General features: G+C 59.8%; 15 protein-coding genes. 6 read left to right on the top strand and 9 right to left on the bottom strand.

Annotated features, from left to right (window positions below; genetic code table 11):
- Nucleotides 1-51 precede the first annotated feature (51 nt).
- Together DES53_RS02005 and aroE are read left to right on the top strand one after the other, a co-directional pair.
- Nucleotides 52-1,368 carry a glutamate--tRNA ligase gene (locus tag DES53_RS02005; protein WP_113956531.1) on the top strand — a complete coding sequence of 439 codons (1,317 nt, stop codon included), beginning with the start codon at nt 52-54 and terminating at the stop codon, nt 1,366-1,368.
- 23 nt (nt 1,369-1,391) lie between these two features.
- Nucleotides 1,392-2,303: a shikimate dehydrogenase gene (aroE, locus tag DES53_RS02000; RefSeq protein WP_113956530.1), complete on the top strand. Its 912-nt coding sequence runs from the start codon at nt 1,392-1,394 to the stop codon at nt 2,301-2,303.
- Between the two features lie 282 nt (nt 2,304-2,585).
- Here the strand turns inward: aroE and DES53_RS01995 are convergent, their stop codons facing one another.
- The 7 genes from DES53_RS01995 to DES53_RS01965 all read right to left on the bottom strand — a co-directional run bounded on the left by DES53_RS01995 (nt 2,586) and on the right by DES53_RS01965 (nt 12,346).
- Nucleotides 2,586-4,109, bottom strand: coding sequence for a prenyltransferase/squalene oxidase repeat-containing protein (locus tag DES53_RS01995; RefSeq protein WP_170156787.1), 1,524 nt, complete (start codon nt 4,107-4,109; stop codon nt 2,586-2,588).
- 482 nt (nt 4,110-4,591) lie between these two features.
- The gene (locus DES53_RS01990) at nt 4,592-6,352 is read right to left on the bottom strand and encodes a prenyltransferase/squalene oxidase repeat-containing protein (RefSeq protein WP_113956528.1); all 1,761 of its coding nucleotides are present in this window, start codon (nt 6,350-6,352) and stop codon (nt 4,592-4,594) included.
- 63 nt (nt 6,353-6,415) lie between these two features.
- Nucleotides 6,416-6,898 (bottom strand): ExbD/TolR family protein, encoded by a 483-nt coding sequence (locus DES53_RS01985; RefSeq protein ID WP_113956527.1) that lies wholly within the window; start codon nt 6,896-6,898, stop codon nt 6,416-6,418.
- 26 nt (nt 6,899-6,924) lie between these two features.
- Nucleotides 6,925-7,338, bottom strand: a complete 414-nt coding sequence (locus DES53_RS01980; RefSeq protein WP_281270107.1) for an ExbD/TolR family protein — start codon at nt 7,336-7,338, stop codon at nt 6,925-6,927.
- A 103-nt stretch (nt 7,339-7,441) separates the two neighbouring features.
- The gene (locus tag DES53_RS01975) at nt 7,442-8,302 is read right to left on the bottom strand and encodes a MotA/TolQ/ExbB proton channel family protein (protein WP_113956525.1); all 861 of its coding nucleotides are present in this window, start codon (nt 8,300-8,302) and stop codon (nt 7,442-7,444) included.
- Between the two features lie 9 nt (nt 8,303-8,311).
- Entirely contained in the window at nt 8,312-9,226 is a 915-nt protein-coding gene (locus DES53_RS01970; protein ID WP_113956524.1) for a tetratricopeptide repeat protein, read from the bottom strand.
- Nucleotides 9,227-9,256: 30 nt separating this feature from the next.
- The gene (locus DES53_RS01965; RefSeq protein ID WP_113956523.1) at nt 9,257-12,346 is read right to left on the bottom strand and encodes a tetratricopeptide repeat protein; all 3,090 of its coding nucleotides are present in this window, start codon (nt 12,344-12,346) and stop codon (nt 9,257-9,259) included.
- Between the two features lie 272 nt (nt 12,347-12,618).
- Here DES53_RS01965 and proB point away from each other — a divergent pair, with 272 nt between their 5' ends.
- From proB to DES53_RS01945, 4 genes are all read left to right on the top strand, one after another.
- A complete protein-coding gene (gene proB, locus DES53_RS01960; protein ID WP_113956522.1) occupies nt 12,619-13,392 on the top strand; it encodes a glutamate 5-kinase in 774 nt (257 codons plus the stop codon).
- Nucleotides 13,393-13,473: 81 nt separating this feature from the next.
- Nucleotides 13,474-14,739 carry a glutamate-5-semialdehyde dehydrogenase gene (locus DES53_RS01955; RefSeq protein WP_113956521.1) on the top strand — a complete coding sequence of 422 codons (1,266 nt, stop codon included), beginning with the start codon at nt 13,474-13,476 and terminating at the stop codon, nt 14,737-14,739.
- A 150-nt stretch (nt 14,740-14,889) separates the two neighbouring features.
- On the top strand, nt 14,890-18,027 hold the full coding sequence (locus DES53_RS01950) for an autotransporter-associated beta strand repeat-containing protein (RefSeq protein WP_147263158.1): 3,138 nt from the start codon (nt 14,890-14,892) through the stop codon (nt 18,025-18,027).
- Nucleotides 18,028-18,068: 41 nt separating this feature from the next.
- Nucleotides 18,069-19,478 (top strand): sulfatase, encoded by a 1,410-nt coding sequence (locus DES53_RS01945; protein WP_113956519.1) that lies wholly within the window; start codon nt 18,069-18,071, stop codon nt 19,476-19,478.
- A gap of 95 nt (nt 19,479-19,573) precedes the next feature.
- Here DES53_RS01945 and DES53_RS01940 read toward each other — a convergent pair whose 3' ends face one another.
- Nucleotides 19,574-21,751: a FecR family protein gene (locus tag DES53_RS01940; protein ID WP_113956518.1), complete on the bottom strand. Its 2,178-nt coding sequence runs from the start codon at nt 21,749-21,751 to the stop codon at nt 19,574-19,576.
- 64 nt (nt 21,752-21,815) lie between these two features.
- Complete coding sequence (locus tag DES53_RS01935; RefSeq protein ID WP_113956517.1) at nt 21,816-22,790, bottom strand: porin family protein; 975 nt, start codon at nt 22,788-22,790, stop codon at nt 21,816-21,818.
- Nucleotides 22,791-22,890 lie beyond the last annotated feature (100 nt).

The raw sequence follows: 22,890 nt of genomic DNA, 5'->3' as shown, positions 1-22,890 counted from the left end.
CGGGGACGCTTGGGGCTTGAGGCCGGGGCGTTCCTTCGTTACATGCCGGGAATGTCCATCCGTGTTCGCTTCGCTCCCTCCCCCACCGGCTACCTCCACGTCGGTGGCGCCCGTACTGCCCTCTTCAACTGGCTCCTGGCCCGCAAGTCCGGCGGCGCCTTCATCCTGCGCATTGAGGACACGGACGAGGCCCGCAACACCGAACCCGCCCGCCAGGCCATCTACGACGGTCTGAAGTGGCTCGGCTTGGACTGGGATGAAGGCCCGGAAAAAGGCGGCGATACCGGCCCCTACTTCCAGAGCCAGCGCAAGCCCATCTACGATGCCTACCTGGCCAAGCTCGAAGCCGCCGGCCGTGTCTACACGGAGGAAAATGGCGCGGTGCGTTTCAAGTTCAGCCGCGTGCCCATTCTCGTGCCCGACCTCGTGTGTGGTGACGTCCAGTTCGCCGCGACGGATGAACCGGACATGACCATCCGCCGCCCCGATGGTGGCTACATCTTCCACTTCGTGAATGTCGTGGACGACATTGAGATGAAGATGACCCACGTGATCCGCGGCGAGGACCACCTGCCGAACACCTGGAAACACATCGACCTCTACCGCGCACTTGATGCCGAACCGCCGAAGTTTGGCCACATCCCGCTCATCCTGAATCCGGGTGGCTCGAAGATGAGCAAGCGCGACGAGGGCGCGAGCATCGAGAGCTACCAGAAGGCAGGCTTCCTCCCCGGGGCGGTCTTCAACTATCTCTGCTTGCTCGGCTGGACGCCGAAGCTCGACCGCGAAAAATTCACCGCACAGGAAGCGGTGGACCTCTTTGACGTGAGCGAGATTCACCACAGCAATGCGCGCTTCGACATGGTGAAGTGCACCTGGCTGAATCAACAGCACCTGCGCGACCTCACCGGCGCGGCGCTGGTGGCTTATGCAAAGCCATGGCTGGAGCAGGATGGCATTCAGGTCACGGATGAAGACTTCGCCGCGCGTGCGCTGGAGACCGTGAAGGAAAAAGTCAGCGTCGCCACGGAGTTCTCCGGCTGGGTGCACTTCTTCTTCCGCGAGGACTTCCCCTTCGAAGACGAAGCCATGACGAAGCTCAAGGGCAATGCACAGCACCCCGCACTCCTCACCGCCCTGCGCCCCGCGCTCCAAGCCACCGCCGACTGGAGCGAGGCAGGCATCACCGCCACCATCAATACCCTCGCTGCCGAGCTCAAGGTGAAGGCCGGTGCCTTCATGCCCCTGCTGCGCTTCTCCCTGAGCGGCCAGACTCGTGGACCCGATGTGAAGGCCATGATGCTCGTGCTCGGCAAGGAGCGCGTGCTCGGTCGTCTTGAACGCGTCCAGGGATTGCTCGCTGCCTAGTCTGGTGGAGACATCAAATCGCCATGGAAGGCAAAAACCACTACACGCTCGACGATCTGCGTCGGTGGGAGGACATCGCTCCCACTCTGTCGCCGCGAGCCCGGGTCGCCGTCATCGGTGACCCGATTGCCCACTCGCGCTCGCCGCAGATGCACAATCCGGCGCTCACGGCACGCGGCATCGAGGCGCAGTACATCCGGGTGCAAGTCCCTCCGGGGAATGTCGAGGAGGCGCTTGGCTTGTTTTCGAAGCATGGCTTCGTGGGCGTGAACTGCACCATTCCGCACAAGTTCGAGGCGCTGGAGGCCATGCATGAAGTGTCCTCCCTCGCACGCCAACTGGGTGCCGTGAACACGGTTCACATTGAAGACAGCAAGTTCACCGGCTACAACACGGACGGCCCCGGATTTCTGCGCTCCGTGGCCGAGGCCTTTGGTCGTGAAGTGCGTGACCTCCGCGTGCTCATCATCGGTGCCGGTGGTGGCGCTGGACGCGCCGTGGCCGTGCAAAGCGCGCTGGAGAAATGCCCCTCCCTGCTCCTGGTGAATCGCACCGTGGAGAAGCTACAGCCCCTCATCGAGGAGTGCACCGCCATCTCCCCTGCGACCACCATCGAGGCCGTGAAGTGGGACGATGCGTCCCTCGCCGACGCTCTGGCACGCACTGACCTCATCGTCAATGCCACACCCCGCGGCATGAAGCCCGGCGATGAACCGCTCTTCGATACCAGCCTCATCCGTCCCTCACACCTGGTCTATGATATGGTGTATCGCGCCAATGGCACCACGCCGTTGATTGAAGCCGCAAGGAACGCCGGCGCCAAAACCTGCGACGGCCTCGTGCTTCTCCTGCATCAGGGCGCCATCTCCTTCGGGCATTGGTTCGGTGAGCCTGTGCCACTGGAAGAGATGCGACGGGGATTGACGGGAGCGTGATTGCGCCCGCCAAACGTAAATCGCGAGTCCCTTCGCGAGATCAGTCGGGTCGCAACCTCCAGTACAATAGAACCTCGCGAAGGGACTCGCGAGCTACGTTGAGTTGCGGCTCTGCATCTCCAATCGCGGTGGCAAAGAGACCACAATCCCTCGTTGTGCCCCACGACCTCAGTTTCAGTCTTCGAAGTTCCTCTGCGTCTCCGTGTCTCTGCGTTGAATCCGATGCAGTCTGCCTCGCCCAACGCTCCCAACCCGTCCCTCTCACTGCGCACAAGTTTCCCGCTACCGATCAAACAACGACCCCCGCTCCCTGTCCCCCACCTTCAGGTACCGGTAGTACACCTCCAGCATCAGTGTGCACAGCGCCGTGGAGTACACATTGTCCCCGCCCGCTGCGGGATTATGGGCACCACCATTGGGCTTCCAGCTTCCATCCGGCTGCTGCGCTTTTAGCAACTGCGGTAGCACGAGCTCGTTCCAGTACTTCCACTCTTCACCACCATGCTGGAAGAAGGCCTGGTGGTAGTAGTACCAGCCATACATGTCGCCCGTGGCAAACTCTGGCGGCTCCTTCTTGAAGAGGTCATGGGCAAACGCGATGGCCTTCTTGATTTCCGTCTTCTTTCCACCGTGTGCCAGTGTCTGCAATCCCAGTGTTCCGGCACCCGTGAGATTCCACTGGTTGTAGCTGCCTTCACGATTCGTCGTGCCGATACCGCCATCCTTCGTCTGCTTGCTCTCAAGGTACTTCACCGTCTTATCAATCGCGCCTTCGAGACCACGAATCTTCAGTCCCGTAAGCTTTGCCGCCTTCAGCGCCTGATATTGCCAGCCGGTCACAGAGAGGTCTTCGCGGCTCGGTGAGTAGAAGCCCTTCTCGCTGTCATACACCCAGCCGCCACCCGCCTGCTGGTTATCAATGATGACCTGCACGCCTTGCTCAAAGGACTCGCGCATGCCCGGCAGCGACTTGCTGCCCATGCGCGCCAGCGTGTACATCTCACCGAGCGCATACGTCGCGATGCCATGCTCATACACCTGGCCATTGCCCGAGGTGGCCTGGCTGAACATCTTGTACGGATTCTTCTGCTGCATCTCCATGAGGAAGAGGATGCCCTTCATCACATTGTCCCCGTAGTAGATGGACTCGGGCGTCTCGCAGCGATCAAGGAAGCACAGCAAGGCAAAGCCCGTCATCGCCCCACGGTTGTTTGTACCCCAGCCGCCATCAGACTTCTGCTTGCTCTTCAGGTGCTCCAGCGCACTGCTCACGGCGCGCTCACACTCGGCGGTGCCACCGCCCGCCGTGAGCTTCCGCAGACGCTCCGCACTGCTGCACCGACCCCTCATGGAAACGGGAAGCTGCACCACTCCCGGAGCATTCCCCGGCCCCGTACCTCTTCCCGCGCCACCAGCTTTCGTCCCAACCTTTCCCAGCTCCCCGGGAATGCCCTTGGCATCGCCAAAGGTGCTCAAGCTCGGCTCGGGCACCTCGATCACGTCCGTGGGCATCTCCGGCAGCAGGAGCTGGCCAGGCGCAGGAGTGGGAACGGCAACCCGCACGGGTTTGAGATTCTTCTGCATGTTTCTGACTCGCGAGTCGTGAATCTTCGCCGTGAGATTGTCACTGGTCCGCTTCTGCCCGGCCGCTTGGAATCCAGGTAGGAAGTCCACCGTGGGTTCCTGCTGGTACTCCTTCACAACAAAGAATGCCATGATCAAAAGCCCAGCATGAATCACCAGGCTTACGATGAACGAACCACCACCCACCTTCTCCCAATAAGCCGCGAGGAAGCTCCTCTTCACACCACTGGATACGGAAATGGAACGTAGTGCGCAAGACGAGGCGACCCCACGCTCGAGTACTGCTGGCCGCAGACATGCCGTCTCCATCACCCTCCCGGAAGGCGCGGCTATTTGAGGAGTCGCTTGGTCGGGCGGATTGCCCCCACCCGGTGAGAGACTGTATCTGGACAGCCCCGGCCACTTCTCCAGATGGCCGGGGCTCGTGGCGTTGCGGAGAGGGTGATTCGTTCATTGCGGACGCGTGTTGAGTTCGCCCGCATGACGAGAATGGAGAGACACCTGTCTGAACTTCCAAGAAAAGCGCCTGCTCCGCGTAACGATTGGGCTGCGCGCAACATCCATCCCAGTGTGATACACCATAGTGCCGCACGCAGGAGTACGCCGCCGCCGGTGCATGAGCTCCGCTCAGTTGCCCAAACAATGAAGGACCTCCGAGGAGGCCCTTCACAAAATCGCTATGGCTGTTTACCTTCTGCCGGAGCTTACCGGTCGAACATCGACTTCTGTTCGCGGTCGCCCACCTTCAGGTAGCGGTAGTACACTTCCAGCATCAGTGTGCAGAGAGCGGTTGCATAGACGTTGTCACCACCAGCGGAGGGATTGTGCGCGGCGCCATTGGGCTTCCAGCTGCCATCGGGCTGCTGGGCCTTCAAGAGTTGGGGCAGGACAAGTTCGTTCCAGTACTTCCACTCTTCTCCACCGAACTGGAAGAAGGCCTGGTGGTAGTAGTACCAGCCGTACATGTCACCCGTGGCAAACTCCGGCGGCTCCTTCTTGAAGAGCTCATGGGCGAAGGTGATGGCCTTCTTGATTTCCGTCTTCTTGCCACCATGGGCGAGCGTCTGGAGACCCAGCGCGCCAGCACCGGTCAAATTCCACTGATTGTAGCCACCTTCGCGGTTGGAATTGCCGATGCCGCCATCCTTGGTCTGCTTACCTTCGAGATATTTGACTGTCTTGTCGATGGAAGAGTTGAGGCCGTTGATCTTCAGGCTGGTCAGTCTGGCCGCCTTGAGCGCTTGGTACTGCCATCCCGTGACGGAAAGGTCTTCACGACCAGGGTTGGCATAGAAGCCCTTCTCCGTGTCGTACACCCAGCTTCCGCTGGGCTGTTGGTTGTCGATGATGACCTGCACGCCCTGCTCAAAGGCTTCACGCATGCCGGGGAGGGATTTGCTGCCCATACGAGCGAGCGTGTACATCTCACCCAACGCGTAGGTCGCAATGCCGTGCTCATACACCGGGCCGTTCCCAGAGGTCGCCTGGCTGAACATCTTGTACGGATTCTTCTTCTGCATCTCGATGAGGAAGAGAATCCCCTTCATCACGTTGTCGCCGTAGTAGATGGACTCGGGTGTCTCGCAGCGACCGAGGAAGCACAACAGGGCGAAACCGGTCATGGCGCCCTTGGAGTTGGTGCCCCAGCTGCCATCAGGCTTCTGCTTGCTCTTGAGATACTCCAGAGCGTTGCTCACCGCGCGCTCGCACTCAGCGGTACCGCCGCTTTCCTTGAGTTTCTGGAGACGTTCCGCGCTGCTGCAGCGGCTTCTCATGGAAGGAGGCAGGCTCACGAAGCCGGTGTTGCCACCGATGCCGGTGCCCTTGCCGAATCCACCACCCGCACCACCCGTTCCAAAACCACCGCTGCCCATGGAGCCGCCCATGAGGCTGCTCATTTCGGGCATGTCGATCGATTCCATGGGCACCTCGGGAAGCTGGATGGCGCTCGTGGCATTCATGGAGACCACCTTCCGCATCGGGGTGGACTTGTTCAGCGAGCTGCGCTTCTTGTTCTGCACCTTCTGGGCGAGCTGCTGGCTGGCCTGCTGGCCCTCCTTGCTGCCACCACCGGGGAGGAAATCCACCTTCTTCTCGGTGCTGTACTCCTTCACGATGAAGAACGCGCCAATCAAAAGGCCGGCGTGAATCAACAAGCTGATGAGGAAGGAACCGCCCCCCACCTTGTTCCAGTACTGCACGAAGATGTTCTTCTTCGGAGCTGGAGCGTAGTGCGGCGCGTGAAAGTCGGTGTGATGCTCCGGATAGGCGGTGGCGCCTTCTTCATAGGCAGCGGTCTCCAGTTGTACCGCGGAGGAGACGGTGGGCGGCGGAATCACCGGGGCAGCCGGAATCGGCACCGCAGAGGAGCTGCTGCCTCCTGGCGTAAGGGATTGGATCTGCACAGGCGTCACGCCTGGGTTCGGTGGCACCGGATTGCCACTGGGAGGTTGCTGGTCACTCATGAGCGGAGCGGGCAGGTTGTTAAAGGCATGACGGCCAAGGGGCCGGAATCTTTGAACAAACCATTAAAATTCTTCGGAGCCGACGGTGAAGGTCACGTTGGAAATCTTGGCCTTGGCGAGGGCGTTCATCACATCAATGATGCGGCCATATTTGGCCTGTTCCTCGGTCACCAAGGTGACGAGCACCTTGCTGCCGCGGTCATCCGCATCCTTCTTCAGGCGGGTGAGGCTGTCGGTCAGCGTGGGAAGCTTCTTCGCCTGGTCCGGAGGAAGATCGGCGTCATAGACCTCCTCGTTCATGGTCACCAGATCGTCTTCAGAGACCTCAATGGTGATTTCATCCGGCATGACCACTTCTTCATTGGTGGTCTGGGCGATGCCGGGGAGCGCAGTCTTCAGCTCGTACTCCACCTTCACGCTGTTCGCCATGACCATGAAGAAAAGCATGATCACGAACACGACGTCGATCATCGGGGCGATCTGAAAGCCCGCATTCGGGCTTTCGGTTTCGATCTGTCTGCGGCCCTTGTGTCCGTGACTGCTCATAGGGAAAAGAAGAGAAAGAGGAATTGCTACTGATTCAGGGCGGAAAACGAGAGATCCGAGTATCCGGCATTCGCCAGGATATTCATGGTCTTCTGGATCTCGACGGCGGGGAGACGACTGTCACCGCGGATGATCAGGCGGTAGCCCTTGATCGTCTCAAGGCGTTCCTTCAGGCGCTCCACGAGCACGGCGGTGTCATCATAGGTGACGCCTTCAAAGCTGAATACGCCTTTCTGGGCCTTCGCATCCCACTTCACGTTGATGGCGCCTTCCTGGACCTTGGCCTTTTCAGGCTTCTTCGCATCGGGCGCGACCGGAAGGACGATGTCCTTGTCAATCTGCAACACCGAAGCCGTGGTGATGCTCATGAAGAAAATGAGCAACACAAGCAAGCAGTCGATCATCGGAGCAATTTGAAACTCCGGTTCGCCGCTCTCCATACTGCCGCCGCCGCCGCCCATAAGTCAGAAAAAAGTAAAAGGTTGAATGAGACTCGTTGAAGAAATTGGAGCCTGCTGGCGCAGGCTCCGTTCATTTTCTCGATCAGGCAGGCACCGCATGGGCTGCACCAGCATCGTCCGCCACCCAGTTCGGGCGGGCGGCGAAGAATTCTTCCTCGCCCACGTGGCAATCCTTGAGATCTTCGTAGGGCATCTTGCGGAACAGGGAGACCACAATGTCCTGGGCATAGTGGATGGATCCCTGCAGGCGGTTGCGCAGCACGTAGAACATCATGAACGCCGGAATGGCGATGGCCAGACCGGACGCCGTGGCGATGAGCACTTCACCGATGGCCGCGGACAGACCGGAGGGGTCGCCCACGCCGGCGGTGCCAAGGTGTTCGAACGCGGTCACCATACCCGTCACCGTTCCGAGGAGACCCACCATCGGAGTGCACACCCCGATAACCGAGAGGTAGTTGATTCGGGTGGTCGTGGCCGCGTTGAACTTGTTCAGTTCACCGATCATGGCGTCTTCCGTCGCCTGCTGGCCGTCCCCGATGAAGCTGAGAGCCACACGGGTGGAGTCGCTGAAGGCGGAGGGATTGTTCTTGCAGTGCTGGTAGGCGCCGACGTAGTCGCCCATGCGGAAGAGGTCCTTCGCGCCGTTCACATGCGCATCCGGGGCCAGCTTCTTCTTGCCCGTGCGAATCCAGAGGTCCACGGAAAGCCAGATGGTCAGCACCGAGAAGCCAAGGATGGGGTACATCACCCAGCCACCTTCCTTGAACTTGTCCAGCATCGACTTCTTGTGGTGGACCACCTTCGCCGCACCTTCACCTCCGGCAGGCGCCTCCTCCGCAAAGGCGTTGACGGACCCGCAGAGCAACGTGCCGCAGATGAGCAGGCGTCCAAGCCAGAGGGTGGTTCGGGAACGGGTACGATTCGGGGATGTGATGTGCATGGTGTCTGGTTACTTTGAATCTGGGTTTGCGGCGGTCTTTGGTGATTCTTCTTTGCCTTTGTCCTTGGCCTTCGAACCGGGGACCTTGTCCGCCTTGTTCGGCAGGCCGTTGATGGGCATCATCTCTTTCTTCGCGGTCTCCGCGATTTCCGACCCGGCGTACTGTTCCTGAATCCTCTGGTAGAAGCCCACGGCGTCCTTGAAAAGTTCCATCTTCACCAGGGTACGGGCGGCGGAGAGTTCTGCCTGAGGCACCAGAGCGCCCTGGCTGCCGTAGAAGACAGGCACGTGCAGGTAGGCTTCGAAGGCCTCCTCCCAACGTTCCTTGCGGGTGTGAATCTCGGCAATGGTGATCCAAAGACGCGCGGCAATCGACGAATCGTCAGAGTCACGCAGCAATTGCTGGGCCCGGGCCAGAATCGTATCCACATCCGAGGAGGTACGGCGATCCATGTTCAGCTTCACGATCTGCAGCTTGAACGCCTTGGTCCCGTCCCACTTCATGGCCTCCACTTCAGGAAGCACACGAAGCAGGGAATCAAAGTCACCTGCCTGGTCCATCACTTCCACGAGGGCAAAGGACACATCGTTGTACGGGCTGCCCTTGACGCTCTTGAAGGGCTTGAAGTAGTCCTTGGCCTTCTGAAGGATGTCGACGGCTTCCTTCGCCTTGCCTTCGGACATCAACGTCTGGGCTTCCAGTATCTGGTTCACCTCCGGCCATTCCAGGCGATCGATGCTCTCCACGGCGACCATCACCTGGGCCTTCTGGCCATTGGAGAGCGTCTTGGTCTGCTGGATCTTCCCGTTTTCGATGGTGAACTGGCCACCCGGAATGCGGGAGCCATCCTTGAGCACCAGCGCCTGGGCATGCAGCCCGGTGGCGCAGAGGCAAAGGAATGAAAAAATGAGTGCGGCTTTCATGAAGCGGAACCTGCTCAGAATATGGACTGACTATTGGCCAACGGTGTTGATGAGCGCTCTCCCCTGCTCGAATTCGGGCAGGTCCGTAATGTCCTTCTGGCGGAGCATTTCCTCAAGCACCTTGCGGGCGTTCTCGCTGTCCTTGAGTTGGACGTAGCACTTGGCCGCCTGAATGTAAGCCTTGGCCAGGATGGGCTTGTTCTTGCGGTTCGCGATGATGATCTTCCGGTAGAAGTCCACGGCCTTTTTCGGCTCCGCCTTGCCTTCATAGCACTGCCCCACGCCGAACAGAGCCTCCGGCATGGCGGAACGCCATTCGCGAGTGTTCATCACGGTTTCGTAGAGCTTGAGCGCCTCGTCATACTTTCCTTGGGCAAGGAAGGTCTTGGCGCGTCCAAGAGTACCGTTCAAGATGCTGTCAGGGCTGAAGGCATACTTCTCAACCGCTTCGGTAAACAGGGTCATCGCGGTCTCGTAGTCCTTCTTCTGGAAGGCAATCTCACCGAGGCCGGCAGGTGCACGGTCGCCGAACTCGCTGTTCGGATACTTGAGGCGAATCTGCTCATAGAACTGGCCAGCCTTGTCGTAGTCGCCCTTCTTGAACATCAAGTCACCAAGGGTGGCGAGAAGCAGAGGGCTCAGTTCCTCCGCCTTGGCGGCGTCGGGAATCAGATTGATGAGATTTTCGAACTTCGTCACGTCGCGGAAACCACGGGCGATCAGCGCCCGGCCGTAGAGGATGCGCGCGGCAGCGGTGCCGTTCACATTGCCACTTTCCGGAGTGACCAGTTGCTTAAACTCTTCCTCGACCTGCTCAAAGGTGATTTCAGGAGTGGGAGGAGCTGGCGGAGGCGTCGGAGCCGCGGCTGGCGCAGGTGTCGCCGCGCCATCGGCAGGCGGGGTCGGTGCCGCTCCATCCGGAGAGGCAGCAGGAGCAGGGGCTGGAGTTGCCGCAGCAGCGGCCGCGGCAGCAGCAGCGGCGGCCTGGGCACGGGAACGGCGCTTGGGCACCATCATCGTGGTGAGCTGCTGAAGCAGCACTTCCACCTGTTCATTTCCGGGATTGCCAAGGTGCGGAGCCAATTCTTTCGCCACCAGTTTGCGGGCATCCTGCTCAGCGGCCTTCGCTTCATCCGTTTTGCCCTGGCTCATCAGTTCCTTGGCATCACGTTCCTTCGCGCGGGTGATCCAGTAGATGGCCTTGAGGGCTTCCGGCTTGCCCTGCCAGACGGAATAGTATTTGGACCACATGTCGGCCAGTTCCTTGTACAGGCCCTTTTCCACCATGAGGTTGGTGGCGTTTTCGATGGCGTAATTAATCACGTCCGGGGACTTGGCCTTGTCCACCGCGTTGCGGTAGGCCTCTAGCGTCTTGGCCACGTAGTCGACACCCTTCTTGACCTCATCTTCCGTAGGCTGCTTCTGGGAGTAGATGTCTCCCAGCAGGGACCACACCTGGCCGATGTTGGTGTCGTTCGGATAGTCCTGAGTCAGTTTTTCAAGGTCGGTCTGGGCTTCAGCCACGTTGGCACGTCCCTGCACTTCGATGAATGCGAGACGGTAGCGCGCGTCCACGATGTACTCACCCTTCGGATTCTCCGTGATGTAGTCGCGCAGTGCACGGCGGGTCTTCACGGAATCGTTCTGGAAGAAGTAGGACAGGGCGATGTAGTACTGGGCGGCAGGACGCTGCACCGCGGTCTTGTGCTCAGTCACCAGCTGCTGGAAGGTGCCACGGCAGGCGTCGAACTTCTGCGATTCAAACTGCACCACGCCCAGGAGGAACATGAGGGAGACCTTCTGGTCGGCGTCCTTCGTGGAAGCGACCACACGCTGCAGGGAGGACTCTGCCTCGTCCAGATTGCCGCTCTCATACGCCAGCGAGCCAAACATCTGCGTCACGTCTGTGATGAACTTCCCTTCCGGAAACTCCTTCATGTACTGTTCGCACAGCTTGTAGGCGCGGCCCGCGCGTTCCAAACGCTGGTTGGCTGCAATCATGCCAAAGAGAGCGCCATCACGACCCGGGAATTCCCTGAAGTTCTCGTAGACCTCCTTGAAGGAAAGGATGGACTCGTGCATGCGCTGCATCTCATAGAAGCACTGGCCGAGGCGGTAGTAGATGTTCGCATCGTAGTCCTTCACTGCCTCGATCTCTTCGAGCACCTTCTTGTTCTGGGCGAGCAGGCCGTCCGCTTCTTCCTTCGAGAGCAGCTTGCCCATGAACTGGACGCGTCCGCCGGGAGTGTTCAGGGTGACGATCCACCGCTCAATGGTGGCCACACGTTCCTTCTGCAGGCGCACGAGTTCCGAGTGGCGGCGCATGCTCTGGTAGGCACGCAGCGCTGCACCAAAGTTGCTCGACTCCAGCATGGCGTCGCCCACCTTCTGTGCGAGGATGTTCAGTTCCACGATGCTCTCAGCACCACTGGTGCCGGCGCGAAGGCGTTCCATGAGGGCGGAGGCCTTGTCCGTCTGGCCCTTGCCCACGTAGATGTCCGAAGCCAGGAGAATCGCCTGTTGCTGCTCCTGCGTGGGTGCCCCCTCCTGGTCTTTCAACACGACTTCAAGGATCTGCAGCGCCTCATCCACCTGACCGGCCTTCTTGTGGTGGTTGGCGATCATCAGGCCCGCGCGGTCACGCAGCTCATCCACGGCCGCCGCCTTCTTGAGAGCCTCAATGCCCTTGTCCGCCATGCCCGCGTTCAGGTAAGATTCGCCAAGCGCCATCAGGGCGTCGTTGATCGGCCCCGCCTGCTCCGGATCGTCCTTGTAGGTCGTGACGAACTTCTCGAAGAACGTCGCAGCTTTGTCGTATTGCTTGAGGTTGAAATGGCACGCCCCCTCCAGGAAGATGATTTGGGGGAAGTCCTTGTTGTTGGTCTTCGTGTGGAAGCCGCCGATCTTCTGCAGCGTGACGTCATACTGGCCCTTGGTAAAGGTGGCCTGGATGTCGTCAAACATCTGCTGCATTTCCTGCTCAGGATTCAGCGCAGTGCTGCCCGCGGGAGCGGGCGCAGCCGGAGCCGCAGGAGTGGCCGGCGGCTTGGGTGGCGTCGCCTGACCCATCAGGGAAGAGGCGAGACAAAAACTGAAGGCAAGGAGGAAAAATGTTCTCATAGAGCACTCTGTCAGAAGACAAGGGCGTAGGGTGTCATTCTGACGGGACGGGTATTGGATCAGCAAGGCAATTTTTCGGGCAAGGGGCGGTTTTTTAACCAGCGAGCATTGGTTTGGCCAGCAAAAAATGACTGTGGAATTACATACGAATTTAGGACGGAGTTCGGGTAAACGAGGCACAACGAAGAAGCCGCCAGAACCTTAGAGAGGGATCGTCGAAAGCTTGCAAATACCCCCACCCTTGTCATGCTGCTGCCCCTTTCCCCAAATCCATGAGCAGCAAAAAAATCATCCTGAAGTTCGGCAGTGGCATCCTTACGCGCACGGATCGCGCCGAGACGGATGAAGAGCAGCTCTGCAAGCTGGTGCAGGCCATCGCGGAGTTGAAGCGTCGCAAGCACGAAGTCGTGGTGGTAAGCAGCGGCGCCGTGGCCTCTGGACTGAAGGCGATGGGCTTCAAGGAACGGCCCCAGGACATGGTGACCCTGCAAGCCTGCGCAGCCGTAGGTCAAACCACGCTCATGCACACATACCAAAGTTTCCTGCGTGGTCACGGATTGAACGTGGGACAACTCCTCCTCACCCATGCCGATCTCGAAAGTCAGGATCGTGCGGAAAAGGTGAAAGCCACCCTCCTGCGCCTTCTGGAGTGCCACAATGTGATTCCAATCATCAATGAGAATGACTCCGTGGCAGTCGAAGAACTGCGTTTCGGAGACAACGACAAGCTTTCCGCCCGCGTGGCCCTCCTCTGGAAGGCGGACCTGCTCATCCTCCTGACCAGTGTGCCAGGGCTCATGAACCTCAAGGACAGCGGCTCGGTGGACATCGTGCCCGAGGTGAAGAATGTAGAAGACGCACTGCATCTGGCTGAGGAGGTCAAGGGCTCCCTCTCCGTGGGCGGCATGACCTCCAAGCTGCGCGCGGTACAAGACGCGGTGCAAGGCGGCATCCCCTGCATCATCGCCAGCGGTCGCCACCCTGAACAGCTCGCCGATCTGGTAGATGGCAGCGGCGTGGGGACCCGCTTCCCTGTCCCGGCCTGACGCCTCCACCTCCATCTGCACGTGCGGGCACGCACGTATCCCTCCCTGCCCCTCCCCATTTCTCTTCCCCGTCCGATCTTCATGACCTCCCAGGAAATCCAAAACCGCATCCTCGACATGGGTGCCCGCGCGCGGGCTGCCTCGCGTGAGCTGGTGAAGCTGACCTCGGAGCAGAAAAATGACGTCCTTCGCGCCATGGCGGCGGAGGTACGCCGCCGGGAAAAGACCATCCTGGAGGCCAATGCCAAGGACATCGCAGCGGCTGAGGAAAAGGGCCTTTCCAAGCCGATGGTCCAGCGACTGGAGCTCAGCCCCAAGTCCTTGGAAGCCATTGCAGTAGCCATCGAGCAGGTCGCAGACCTGCCCGATCCCGTGGGCGAAGTATTGGGAGAATGGACCCGTCCCAACGGCCTGAAGTTCCGCAAAGAACGTGTGCCCATCGGGGTCATCGGCATCATCTACGAATCCCGGCCCAATGTAACGAGCGACGCGGCAGTGCTGTGCTTCAAGACGGGCAACGCCACCATCCTGCGTGGCGGTTCGGAGGCCATCCACTCCAACACCGCCCTCGCTGAAGCCTTGCAAAAGGGTGGCGAGCGCGCTGGCCTGCCTGCGGACAGCATCCAGCTCATCCCCTTCACCAACCGCGAGAGTGTGACGCACCTGGCCCAGATGGACCAGTACCTCGACCTCATCATCCCCCGGGGAGGAAAAGGTCTCATCGAGCGCGTGGTCAAAGAGGCCCGCATGCCGGTCATCAAACACTACGACGGCGTGTGCCACGTGTACGTGCACAAGGATGCCAGCTTTGAGATGGCGGCCGACCTCATCATCAATGGCAAGGTCCAGAAGCCCAGCGCCTGCAACGCGGTGGAAACCGTGCTGGTGCATGAATCCATTGCCGAAGGCTTCGCAGCCACCCTGGCGGACCTCATTCGCCCCCATGGCGTGGAAGTGCGCGCAGACGCCACTCTGCAGAAATTCTGGCCCGGATCCAAAGAGGCCACTGAGGAAGACTGGAACACGGAATACCTCGACCTGATCCTTTCCGCGAAGACGGTGAAAGGCGTGGACGAGGCCATTGCCCACATCAACGCGCACGGCTCCCGCCACACTGACACCATCGTGACGGAAACCGAGTCTGTGGCCAAACAGTTCATGCACGAGGTGGATAGCGCCGTGGTGCTCTGGAACGCCAGCACGCGCTTCAACGATGGCGGTGAATTCGGGTTCGGCGCCGAGATCGGCATCAGCACGGACAAGCTCCATGCACGCGGGCCGATGGGCCTCGCGGAGCTGTGCAGCTACAAGTATCTGGTGATCGGCACAGGCCAGGTGCGGGTGTAACCCGGCTGAGGGATCTAGTGGTCCTGCTTAGAGGCGGATAAAACTGCAGTTCTCTGTCCAAAAAGGATCGAGTTCCGCCTTTTGTTGCCTTCGCGCTATTTCGGTTTCCACCGGGACCAGCTCTTTGGACGGCCATCGGAAGATCGCGAAGTGAGCGATTCCCCACTGTCGCCGCATTTCCTCCATTCCTCAGCCGCCGCCCAGACACACGTGAAGTTCTTCATTCCTCTTGTTCTCTCCACCGTCCTGGCGCTCCCGTTCCCATCGCAGACACAAGGCTCCACCTTGTATCAGGACCCCTTTGCCACCAATCCCTACACGGGAACCGCCCGCTGGGAAGGCGTCCGCTGGGACGGCACTACCCTGGTGGGTGCCACGCACAACAGCGCCCCTCATGATGCCGGCTGGAATCCCGGAAACCAGTTCGGCGTCGGGGGCGGCTACATCTATGTCCAGCACACGGGTGCATCCGTGCCGAGCGACTACCTGCTCAACACCACAGGCACGCTCTCCATCAACCCTGATGTGGCATACCAATCCCTGTACGTCAGCTGGTACTCGAATCAAAGTGCCGCTCCAGATGCCGCACGCCGGTTCGCGATCGAAGTGGATGGGGCCTGGTACGTCGCTACCTCATCCCCATTCCTGAACGGCAGCCAGTACTTCCTGGATTTTCTGACCGCCACCTGGAACCCGGTTAGTTCGACGGATCTTTCGGTCGATACCAGCATCACCCGCACTTTCGCCGACTTGTTTGACGAGCCGACGGATACCATCGCGGGGCTCGGCTTTTTAATCGAGGACATGCCCGCAGCGGCAGGGTCCACCCGTACCGTCCGCTTTGACAGCCTCGCGATGACCAGCGGTCTGCTTTGGGGTGGAGCGAGCGGCACTGGGGGCAATGGTACGTGGAGCAGCACCAATGCCTGGGTGACCAGTCCCACACCCACCCCGGTCACGGCCAACTGGTCAGACCATCAGACGGCCATCTTCGGCCATGCCTATGACACCACGGGACCCGGCACGGTCACAGTCACTGGAAACGTCATCGCGCGTTCCCTGGAGTTTTACGACAACGCGGACGGCTACATCCTCAGGGGAGACGTAGCACCCGGTGGCGATGGCGTGCCGGTGCGCACCATTCAGATCAGCAACGCCACTCCCTTCCGCAGCATCTACGTGGCGCCTGAGGTGAATGTCACTGTGGGCGGCGACGCGGCCACGGGTCTGCGCATCTACCGCACCGGAGCCACCAGCCCGATGCACATCTACGGCGGAGGCACGCTTACCATTGACCTCAACGGCATGGTACGCTCGGAAGGAGGCGGCAATGTGATCGTCAATCATGATGCCACCGTGATCGTGAAAGCGGGTGGCCAGTTCACATCGTCCAGGGACATGTTTATCGGGAGCTTCACTGATACTCAGGACGGCCCCGGAGGCAGCGGCACGGTAATCTTCGATGGTGGCACCGGCACTACTCGGACTGGCGCGTCCGGCGGCGGCGATCTTTTCCTTGGGGGATCCACCGGCACGGCGACTTTCACGGTGAAAAACAACGGCTCCTTCACCACCCATGCCGGGGCGCCTTTCGGTGTCCAGTTTCAGGGCACCGGCGTCATCAACCTGGAAAGTGGCGGAACCCTTTACACGCGCAAGATAGGCAAGGCGACGGGAGCGCCCGGCACCGCGACACTTCGCTTCGACGGAGGCAAGGTGGTCATCAACGCCACCCCTGCAGCCGGCACAGGAACCTTCATCGGCAGTGACGTGGACTTTGTGTACGTCTCAGGCGGTGGCGCCATCTTCGACACGAATGGCTTCAATGCCACCCTCGGTGCTCCGCTCAGGCACGATCCCACAGGTCCCGCCACGGATGGCGGACTCACCAAACTTGGCCTGGGCAATCTCACGCTCTCCGGAGGCGCGGCCAATACCTACAACGGCGTCATCACCATCAAGCAGGGCAAGCTCATCACACCGACCTTTGACGAACTGGGAGACGCCCCGAATTCTCCGTCCAACATCGTTCTCGATGGCGGCACGTGGGAACACACAGGAGGGGCCTCCACCAACCGCGGCATCACTGTCACGGCAAATGGCGGCACCCTCTCCGGGAACACCGCATGGCGCATCAATGGCAACGTAGTAGGCGCGGCAGACAGCACCCTCTTCATCGCCGGCAATGCCTGGCTCTCAGGAAACAACGCCTCCACCTTCCATGGCCTGATCGATGTGCTCAGTGGCGAATTCCTGGTGCGCCGTGCCAGTTCACTGGGCTCCGCCCAGGGCGGCGTCATCGTGCGCAGTGGCGCCACCTTCAGCCTCGACCACAACGGTACCGGCGGTGGCAATTTCCTGACGAGCGATAACACGTACAACGACGACCTTGTCCTCAAGGAAGGTAGTCGCCTGCGCAATCGTGGCCAGACCAACCTGGACAACGCGGGCGCCATCTATGCGGGGGACATCACTTTGGAGGGCCCTGGGCAGGCAGAGATTGAGGTGCGCGATAATGGAGCCACCCTGCCCACACCGGACCTCACCATCACGGGAGGCATTGCTGGCGCAGGCGGCCTCAACAAGACAGGAACCGGCCGGCTCATCATCACCAGTCAGGCGGCTTACACTGGCAAAACCACCGTCAGCGCAGGCACCCTGGCGCTGCAAGGCACAGCATCCCTGACCAGTCCGTGGATCGAGATCCAGACGGGGGCTCAATTTGATGTCAGCGCGCTCAGCTCGACTCCTGCACTCACTTCAAAAATCCTGAGTGGCACGGGCTCAGTGCAGGGCAACATGACCCTTGGACAAAACTCGCTCCTCAAGCCCGGAGCCTCCACACTGGCGACGGACTCCGCCACCGCCGGCGCTCTGGCGGGCACGCTCACCTTCACCAACAATCTGTCGCTCACGGACAACGCCACCGCGTATTTCCAGATTTCCGGCAGTTCGACCTACGATCAGCTGGACGTACTGGGTCAATTCAGCGCGGGGAACTCCACTCAGATCATCGTGCAATGGTTGGGTTACGAGGGCGTGCAGGGAGATGCCTTCGACCTTATGGACTGGGCCAGCGTCACATGGGGCAGTACGTACACCAATGAAGCTACTCTGCTGAGCCAGCTACTGCTTCCCAGCTTCACCGACACCAGTCTCCGCTGGGATACCGGAACATTTCTCTCGGATGGCATCCTCCGCGTGGCAGCCGTGCCAGAACCTGCCAGCGGTCTGCTCTTTGCCGGTGGCCTTGCGATGCTGTTGCTGCACCGCCGTCGCTTGCGGTAAATCGATGCAACATCCCATGCCTGCACTTCGTCTGGCACGGGATGAAACGCATCCTTGCCACCCTGGCGCTCCTGGCGAGCGGCATTCTCCCCGCTGCCGCTGCTGATGCCGCGCCATCGAAGCCCAACGTCCTCTTCATTGCCATCGATGACCTGAACCACTGGGTGGGCTATCTGGGACGCAACAAGCAGACCATCACACCGAACATCGACAAGCTCGCAGCGCGTGGGGTTCGCTTCACCCGCAGCTACTGCGCAGCACCCGTCTGCAATCCTTCACGCGCGGCGCTCATGTCCGGCATGCGCCCCAGCACCACGGGCGTGTACAGCAACAACGAAGACTGGAGGACTGTCATCCCGGAGGAGAAGACTCTCATCACCACCTTCAGGAATGCGGGCTACTTTACCGGCGGCGCGGGGAAAATCTACCACGGGGGCTTCGACCGGACCAGTGAGTGGGAAGACTACCCCAAGGAGAAAGGCAAAGAACCCAAGCCCAAGGGTAGCGACGGCGTGGGTGGCATCAAGTTCGCGCCCCTGGACTGCGCGGACTCCGACCTCTCCGACTGGGGCATTACGGACTACGCCATCGAGCAGCTTGGCAAGAAGCATGACAGACCCATCTTCATCGCCTGCGGCCTGCACAAGCCGCACATGCCCTGGAATGTTCCGCAGAAGTACTACGACATGCACCCGCTCGACAAGATCGAGCTGCCTCCTCATCTCGAAGGCGATCTCGCAGACGTCCCTCCCGCCGGTGTGAAGATGGCGAGGCCGGAAGGTGACCACGCCGCCATGCTGAAGAGCGGACGCTGGAAGGAAGCGGTGCAAGGCTACCTCGCCGCGATCAGCTACACGGACATGAACATCGGCCGTCTCATGGAGGCGTATGACAAATCACCCATCAAGGACAACACCATCATTGTCTTCTGGGGGGACCACGGCTGGCACTTGGGAGAAAAGGAACACTGGAGAAAATTTGCCCTGTGGGAGGAGTCCACACGAGCTCCGATGCTCTGGGTCGTACCCGGACTCACCAAGCCGGACAGCCTCTGCGAACGCACCGTGGACTGCATGTCCATCTACCCCACCCTGTGCGACCTGGCAGGCATTCCCAAGCCGGCGCACGTGGAAGGCAAGAGCATCAAATCCCTGCTGGCCGATCCGAAGTCCGCCTGGGACACGCCAGCACTCACCACCCACATGTACAACAACCACGCGGTGCGCAGTGAAGGCTGGCGCTACATCCGCTACGCGAACGGTGATGAGGAACTCTATGACGAGACCAAGGATCCGCTGGAGTACAAGAACCTCGCGGGTGACTCCAACTTTGCAGACAAGAAAGCCGAGCTCGCCAAGTGGCTTCCCACTTCAAACAAGGAGCCCGCGGCAGGAAAAGGTGAAGACAAGCAGAAAGGCAAAGGCAAGAAAAAGAAGGCGGCGGCGGAATAGCGCGCCATGTCTCACAGACCATCAGGCATCTTCCGCCTGATGGTCATGGTCAGACGCGAAACAGAATCTGAGCTCCCTTTCCCGCTGTTCCGAACTCAGTTCGGCGGACCGAACGCATTCTGCTGCGGAGATTGGGAGAAGTTCCCCTGGCCCGTGGTGTTGTACTTGTGATTGTCAGAGAAGACCTTGAAGGAGCTCGAATCGATGGTCACCGTCTTGTCATTCAAGATTTCCACTGTCTTGCCGGCTATCCTCACATTGGGTGAGTTCAGGTGTGAGTTCTCGGTAAACCTCACGCCGCCATTGGCGCCTTGCGCAAAGAGCTGAATGAGAGTTCCGGCATTGATGGTGGTTCCACCGACATTGATCCAACCGTTGCCTCCATAGGTCGTGGCCTTGAAGACATCACCCGAAGTCTGGGTGTTGAGGAGATGGATGTTCCCCGCCAACGCCTCCAGTTCAATGTTCCGTCCTTCCACCACGCTGTTGGAAATGTTGATATCACCCTGCTGCGCCACCAGCTTCACCAAGGCAGTGGTCTCATAGAAGGTCAACGCCTTGAGTTCAGCGCTGTTGCTCACGTTGATATGGCGCTTCGCGGTCACCGTGAGGTTGCGCTTGTCAGCCACGATCTTGCCGCCATTGACGTTCACATCACGGCCTGATTCGATGTTCACCGCATCTGCCACCACCTTCTTGGTGACATTCACGTCGCGACCCGCGATGACATTGAGATTGGCCGTGAGAGTGCCCTCGTAGGAGTCGCCACCGGATTCCAGGATGACATCGCCGTTGATGTTCACGTCACTCTGCGCGCTCGCTGCGACCAGAGTCACGTTCTGGTTGTACCCGTAGATCGCGTTGCCCTTGGTGGTCCGGATGTCGAGGTTCCCGTTCTGGGTGTAGAGGACGAAATTGTCGACCAGGGTGTCATCCGCCAGATTCAGCAGGGTATCTTCAACACCTTGGGGGCCCACAACGCCACCCGCTTCTTCAGGGACCTCACCGGGGAACAGCCCCGCTTCGCCGAGGAGAATGCCGTTCTGCGAGGCCAGAATCACGTCGTGAATCGGCACGGGGCCTTCGGAGTAGGCAATGGAATAGGGGTACTCGAAGTAGGGAGTGCCGTTGATGATGAGCTTCTCAAACTTGAAGAGCGCCCAGTCCCCGCTGTTGGGATAGCCCCAGGCGTCAGCAGGAGCATTGAGAAGCGGCTGCAACGTCGGGCTGATGACATTCGAGTCGCCGAAGGTGAAGTACTGGAACAGGCCATTCGCGATCCCGTTGTAAACAATACCCTCGGAGGTGACTACACCACCCTGCTGCACATTGTAAGCCTCCACATGGGGGTTGGTGAAAACCGTGGAGTTCTGGTTCAGTACTGTCGTGCCGGCGATCAAAGGAGCAATGCCGGGGAAGCTGGGCCCGTCGGGACCGGGATTCGGGTTGTCATTGTTTCCGCCACCGGGATTGTTCGGCGGAGGCGGCGGGTTGTTGTCCGTGACGGTGACTTCCTTGAAGACGTTGAGCGCAGTGTTGTTGTTGAGCGAGACCAGGGTACCACGGCCCTCGATGACCATGTTCGTCACCACGAGGTCGCCGCCCTGAATCTCCTCCTGCTGCTGCTGCATCGCCTGCTGGATCTGCCGGGCATTCGGGCCCAGGTCATCAGCACTGATGAGCTTTGAGGACTTCAGCAGCGTGGAGAGATCAACGTCCACCGGCTGCGGGATGGTATTGCCATCCGCCTTCATGATGATCATCTGCCCTGCCCCGACCGTCACGAACTGGCTGGGGTTCTTGTTCATGGAGAGGTCCACCGAACCCTCCACGCAGATGAGCTTCACGTAGCCACCCGGGAGATACTCGAAGAGCACGGTCGTTCCGGTTACCGCAGCAGTCACGGCCGCCGTGCGCACCTTGGCCCCGCCCATTTTCTTGGGCACCTGAAGCATCATCACGCCACCTTCCAGATCCAGCGTACGGCCATCCCCCTTCAAGGTGAAACGGGAGTTTGCCCCAATGCGGGTCAGTGACTTGTCCGGAAAACGCAGTTCCGCGCGCGAGTCCGCCCCGGTGGCCACGGACGTGACATTCGTGATCTCCTGGCCCACGGCAGCGGGCTTGGGTGCTTCTTCACCCTTGAGCACGTTCACTTGATTGTGCAGGCGGGTGAATTCGGCCTTGCTGTAGCCGGCGGCGAACGAATTCGCCGTCACGCCTGGCATCACGCTGGCAGCGAGCAGCGCAAGGAGGAGAGGCTTCACTTTCATGGCAGTATCAGGATTTGAACTGGGGGACGGGAAAAAAAGAAAAACGGAGCAGAACGAACTATCGTTAGAACTGGTACTTCAGCACGACGGACGGGCCCGCAAGCTGGGCCTCGTATTCGAAAGCATCGATGTTGCTCTTGTTCAGAGTAAAATTGTAACCGGCACTAAGTTCGAGGTACTTTTTGGGCCTCCACGTGACATAGGCGCCGAAATTTTGGTACCAGTCTTCACGGTCTTCCAGGTTGAAGTAGTCGTAATAAATCAGGCGGTACGTGAGCGAGAGCAGCAGTTCACGGGTGATTTTGAAGTTGTACCCGACGTGGAGGGACTGCTCGTGGCGGCGCAACACATCGGGCTCGGCGTCCACGGAGAAGGAGCTCATCAGGCTCAGGTTCACGCTGTTAAGGCGGTCGATGAGGAAGGTCTTCTGGGCACCAAACCGGATGTTGTGCGTATCGTAGATGGGCGAATCATCCAGCCCCTGGGTGATGCGCTGATAGTAGTAGTTCAGGAAGAAAACGGAGTTGGCCAGCTCCGGAGCGAGCACAATGAGCCCCAGACTTGCTTCACCATTTTCGTAGTCGAGCGCGTCCAGTTCATCATAGCGGTACCAGTGCTGCCCGATGTAAGCGTCTCCGTAGAAACGGCCCTTGAGCCGCTGTTGCCAGGAGATATTCACCCCTCCGACGTAGAACCAATCGTCAATTTCGCCATTGCTGACGTTGGCCGCGTTATCCGTCCAGAAGACGCTGCTGTCCAACCACGCGGTGAAGGGTTGGACTTTTTCCAGACGCTTGAGAATCAACTGATCACCCAGATCGGAGTCCCCTGGAGAGGCCGGGGCGTAGGCATTCTCGGAATCAAGGCCGGCACTCGTCGCTTCTTCTTGAGCGCGAATCAGTGCCTGGGTGGCGGCATCTGTAGGAGTGGCTGCGGCCGCACGGGCCGGGTCCAGTTGGGTTTGCGCGGACAAAGGCACAGCAACGCCAAGCAAAACGAGAGCAGAAGCAATCCGGAGGTGACGGGACAAGGCAGTCATGAGGCGGGAAATCTCAGGGAGACAGACTAGCTCTAAGAAACAGAGGATAAGGATTTTTTAGGGGAAAGTCCAGTGATTGACTGATTCAAATCTCGGTACC

Source organism: Roseimicrobium gellanilyticum, assembly GCF_003315205.1.
Lineage (GTDB): Bacteria > Verrucomicrobiota > Verrucomicrobiia > Verrucomicrobiales > Verrucomicrobiaceae > Roseimicrobium > Roseimicrobium gellanilyticum.
This window is presented reverse-complemented; position numbering and strand designations above follow the sequence as displayed.